This window comes from bacterium (assembly GCA_026398675.1).
Taxonomy (GTDB): Bacteria; RBG-13-66-14; RBG-13-66-14; order RBG-13-66-14; family RBG-13-66-14; genus RBG-13-66-14.
In genome coordinates this window covers 1-4,659 of sequence record JAPLSK010000190.1, presented here as the reverse complement: position 1 = coordinate 4,659, position 4,659 = coordinate 1, and the positions used below count along the sequence as shown (strand labels likewise).

At 68.8% G+C, this 4,659-nt stretch carries 6 protein-coding genes; all 6 read right to left on the bottom strand.

Annotation, left to right across the window (positions count from 1 at the left end; all coding sequences use genetic code 11):
• Nucleotides 1-227: 227 nt before the first annotated feature.
• Nucleotides 228-1,148: a hypothetical protein gene (locus NTW26_06330; protein ID MCX7021873.1), complete on the bottom strand. Its 921-nt coding sequence runs from the start codon at nt 1,146-1,148 to the stop codon at nt 228-230.
• 80 nt (nt 1,149-1,228) lie between these two features.
• Nucleotides 1,229-1,993 carry a hypothetical protein gene (locus NTW26_06325; GenBank protein MCX7021872.1) on the bottom strand — a complete coding sequence of 255 codons (765 nt, stop codon included), beginning with the start codon at nt 1,991-1,993 and terminating at the stop codon, nt 1,229-1,231.
• A complete protein-coding gene (locus tag NTW26_06320; GenBank protein MCX7021871.1) occupies nt 1,993-2,334 on the bottom strand; it encodes a histidine triad nucleotide-binding protein in 342 nt (113 codons plus the stop codon). The genes NTW26_06325 and NTW26_06320 overlap by 1 nt, the downstream gene beginning before the upstream one ends.
• A gap of 15 nt (nt 2,335-2,349) precedes the next feature.
• Nucleotides 2,350-3,135, bottom strand: a complete 786-nt coding sequence (locus NTW26_06315) for an RsmE family RNA methyltransferase (protein MCX7021870.1) — start codon at nt 3,133-3,135, stop codon at nt 2,350-2,352.
• 1 nt (nt 3,136) lies between these two features.
• Complete coding sequence (locus NTW26_06310) at nt 3,137-4,018, bottom strand: tetratricopeptide repeat protein (GenBank protein MCX7021869.1); 882 nt, start codon at nt 4,016-4,018, stop codon at nt 3,137-3,139.
• 10 nt (nt 4,019-4,028) lie between these two features.
• Nucleotides 4,029-4,659 (bottom strand): inositol monophosphatase family protein (locus NTW26_06305; protein ID MCX7021868.1); only part of this gene is annotated, 631 nt, incomplete at its 5' end.

Below are 4,659 nucleotides of genomic sequence, written 5' to 3'. Positions count from 1 at the left end.
GCAAGGGGCTCTCCGACGGGGACATCCTCGCCGCCGCCGACGCCGCGCGAGAGGCCGGAGCCCGCGGGCTCAAGCTGTACCTGATGTACGGCCTGCCCGTGGAGACCGACGACGACCTCCGGGCCGCCGGTTCCCTGACCGCGGAAATTAAAAAAAACCTCGGACGGACCCACCTCTCGGTGTCGGCCTCGCCCTTCGTCCCCAAGCCCGGAACGCCGCTGGCCGACTCACCGCTCCTGGGCGAGCGGGAGCTGCGGCGGAGGCGGGAGCTCCTCGCGGGCGTGCTGCGCCGGGCCGGAGTCCGATCGTTCACCGGTGAATCTGTACACCGAGGTCTTCTCGCGCAAGCCGTCCATGTAGGTCTCGAGCGCATCGCGATACAGCTCGGCAGCCGCCCGCTCCTTCAACAGGTCGTACCCCACGCCCTCCGGTTTCTGGTACCCGCCGGTGTCTACCCGGTCCTTGACCAGGACGATGGCATAGCTGGCGGCGTTGCCCTGCTGGAAGGGAATCACCGCGGAGACCTTCCCCAGTGGAATCGCCTGGCAGACGGCCCACAACACGGGCTTGAGCCTCGACTGGCCGATGTATCCCCGGTCGCCGCCCTTGGGCTGGGACACACCCTGGCTCCAGAGCTGGGCTTCGGCGCGGAAGTTGGAACCGTCGGGATTCAGGCGGCTGAGGACCTCCCAGGCGCTCTCTTCGTCGTTGCGCTCGATCATCCAGACCCAGACCAGCGGCTCCTTGGCCCGGAAATCCTCCTTGTGCTTTTCGTAGAACAGGACGGCCTGGCCCTCCGTCACCGGGGGCAGTCGGTCCAGCACTTCCCGCTTGACGAGCGCGGCGCGCATGAGGGCGATCGCCTGCCGCTCGAGCATCCAGGCCATCTCCTCCTCTTTGTCTATCCCCTGGCGCTTGGCCTCCTGGTAGGCGAGCTGGTCCATAACCCAGCTCTCCACCACGCTCTCCACCGTAGGGAAGACGAGGCTGCCCTGCTTGGCCTCAATCTGCAGGCGTCCGGCCTCGTGGCGGTTCAGGGTGGCGTCGCCCACGCGGGCGACGATGTAATCCTGGTCCCCGACCGTGGAGCCGCCGGTGCAGGACAGAAAGAGCGGTATCAAAAAGAGCAGAGCCGGTTTCGACCTCATGGGACCTCGCAGTGTATGTAAAGGGGCGTCCTACCCCTGTTGAACGATTTCCAAGCGTTTTTCCTCTTAAGGCAAGGGGTTTAAACCCCTTGTCTCCAAACAGTAGCCAGATGCCGGGCGCTCGATATTTCGTCGCCGGTCAACTCACCGACCCGCGGCTCCAGGCCGATGGCTCCGGCGACCTCCCCGGCGAGAAACTCCTCGAACTCCCTACGGCCGGCTCCCGGAACCAGTTCCAGCACCGCCGCCGGACGGCCGATGGACGCGGCGCCGGGCAGGAGGAGGGCGAGCAGCTCCGACGGCTGGGGCTCCCAGACGACGCTGGTGTGGTGGAGAACCGCGATACCTTTTCGACGCTGGGCGCTCCCCGCCACCTTCACCCCGCCCATGGCGACGTCGCACTCGGTGAGCCGGGCGAAGCAATCATAGCCGGGACGCAGCCGGTGCGGCAACGGTGGGGCCTCGTCGCCGACCCCGGCGTTCAGGCCCAGGGAGCGGAGCGCCGCGGCATGGGCCCCGGACAACAGGCGGTAGCTCTCCCGGACGTTGCGGGGCAGGGCGTTCGCGGGGCAAACCAGGCAGGCGGTCACGTCGCCGTGGTGGAACACCGCGCCGCCGCCGGTGACGCGCCGTACTACCTCCACCCCAAGCCGGGCGCAGGCCCCGAGGTCCGCCATGCCCGCCGGCTGGAAATACCCCAGGCTGATCCCCGGCGGCCGCCAGGAGTAGAGCCGCAGCGTCGAACCGGAACCGCCCCCGGCGACCCCCGCGAGGAGGGTCTCGTCGAGGGCCATGTTCCACCGGGCATCGCCGGACGGCGAAAAAATCACGCGGAGTGCGTCCATTACCCCGGAGGCCAGGCCAGAGCGCGCCCGCCCAGGACGTGGAGGTGGACGTGGGGCACGCTCTGCCCCCCGTCGGCCCCCTGATTCAGAACCAGCCGGTAACCGGCGTCGGCGAGCCCCAGCTCGGCGGCCAGCTTGACCCCCGTGCTCACGAGGCCGCCCAGGAGATCCTCGCGTCCCTCCATGTCGGCCACCCCGCCGATGTGCTCCCGGGTGATGACCAAAAAATGCACCGGCGTCTTGGGGTTGATGTCCCGGAAGGCGTAGTAGCGCTCGTCCTCGAAAACCTTGGCCGAGGGTATCTCCCCGGCGACGATCCGGCAGAAGATGCAATCCCGCATGAAATATCTCCCGGTTTACCTTTTGAACTCCTCGAGGGCGCCCAGACCGGCCAGGGTCGCCGTCACGGCGGCCACCCCCGCCACCTCGCTCCGCAGGAGCCGGTCGCCCAGGCTCGCCTCCCGGCAACCGCAGGCCAGGGCGTAGGCGAGCTCTTCATCGGTGAAATCGCCCTCGGGGCCGACGACCAGGGCGATGCGTTCCCCCTCGCGCGCGCCCAGGTTCTCCACCAGCCGGTCCAGGGCCGGAGCCCCGCGGCGCGGGGTGAGAATTACCTTGTGGTTGCAGGCGCTGCAGTTGACCGCCGTGGCGAGGTCCACCGGCGCCCCCACCGCCGGCACCACGCTGCGTTCGCAGAGCTTCGTCTCCTCCCAGGCGATCCTGTGCCAGCGCGACAGGAGATCCGGCAGACGTTCCGGGTTGGGCCGCGCCACGCTGCGCTCGGAAACCAACGGAATCACGGCGGAAACGCCCAGCTCCACCGCCATGTACAGCGCCTCCTCGAAGCGGCGGTGCTTGACCAGGGCCTGGTAGAGGACGATTTTTACGGGCAGTTCGCCCAGCCGCTCCGCCGTCTCCTCTATTCCGACGAAAAAGCCGCCCGCCGTCAGGCGGAGGATTGTGCCCCGGCCGGTGGTTCCCCGACCGTTGACGAGCGCCAGGGGGTCGCCGGGACGCAGGCGCCGCACCCGGAGCGCGTGGTGCGCCTCCTCGCCGAGGAGCTCCACCCGCTCCCCCGCGGCGAGCTCCTCCTCATAGCGGAAGCGCGGCAGAAAGGCGAAGCGCTCGTTGAGGGTGGGCATGCTAAAGGGCGTCCATCCGCCGGCGCGCCCGCTCGGCGCCCTCGGAGTCCCGATTGGCCTGGTAGGCGGCGATGAGATTGCGGTAGGCCAGCCGCACCGCCTCTTTTCCGGCATCCCCGGAGCGGCCCTCGGGTTGGAGCTGCACCGCCCGCTCCAGCACGGCGATGGCCCGGGGGTAGTTCTTGGCCCGGATGCAGGCCAGGCCCAGGTTGTTGTGCCCCCAGAAGCTGTCGGGCTCGCGGGCGATGAAATTCTCCAGGGCGGTGGCCGCGTCGGCGTAGCGTTCCAGCTCGAAGTATAAATCGCTCAGGTGGAAGTAACCCTTGACGTTCTCCGGGTTGAGGGAAAGCGCCGCGGCCAGGTAATCCACGGCCTCGGCCAGCCGCCCCGCCGTCTCCGACTCTTCGGACAGGCCTAAAAGCTCGACGGGCCCGAGGTCTCCGGGAATGGGGGTCGCGGAGCCCGGCAGCACCAGGGTGGTCGGGGGAGCGGGTGTTCCCTCGGCCGGCGCCGGCGCGTCCAGCGTCAAAAAAGCCCCGAAGACGTAACCGTGTTTTCCGTCGGCGGTGCGCACCTCGTACCAGCGGTCGGTGTCCTCCCCGATGGTTTCCTCGCGCCCCTCGCTAAGAATCTCCACCCGGGCCCGGGCGGGCAACTGGACGATGACCGCCGAATTCACGGTGGGTTTCTCGCGCAGGTTCAGCGGACCCTCGGCCACCTCGGCGTACCGCTCGGCGATGGATACCTCGGGGGAAACGACGGCCCCGCCGTCCGGGGACGCGGTGAGGTCGAGGACCTCCCCGGCCGGGGGCTCCTCCTTGCCGCCGCAGGACACGAGGAGGAGGACCGCGAACCAGCCGAGGAAAAGCGTCGTCCTCCGCATTCCGTCTCCTTTACGGTTCGGTCGAGGAGATGACCCGGAGCATCGGCTCGTGTATCAGGCCGTTCGAGGCCACGGTTTCCAGACCGAAGACGTCGAAGGGTCCGCCGGAATAATCGCTTATCCGCCCCCCCGCCTCGGGGATGAAGGCCGCCGCCGCCGCCGTGTCCCAGGGGTGGAGCTTGATCTCCCAGAATCCGTCGAGCCTTCCGCAGGCCACATAGCACAGGTCGAGGGCCGCCGACCCCAGGCGCCGGATGGCCTGGGAGGCGTAGCTGAACCGGGTGAAGTGTTCCAGGTTGTTGTCCGCGGAAACCCGCAGGTCGTAGGGGAAGCCGGTGGCCAGGATGGACCGCTCGAGGTCGGCCTCGGCGCTGACCCGGACCGGCTGGTCGTTCAGGTAGGCGCCCAGTCCGACGCCGCCGTGGAAGAGCTCGTCGCGGGAGGGATCGTACACCACTCCGAGCGCCGGCACCCCCTCGACCAGGAGGCCGATCGAAACGGCGTAGATGGGCAGCCCGTGGGCGTAGTTGGTCGTGCCGTCCAGGGGGTCCACCAGCCAGAGATGGCGGGGCATGGGATCGGGTCGGGGAAGCCGGCCGCCGGAGGACTCCTCGGCCATGACCGCGTGGTCGGGAAAGGCC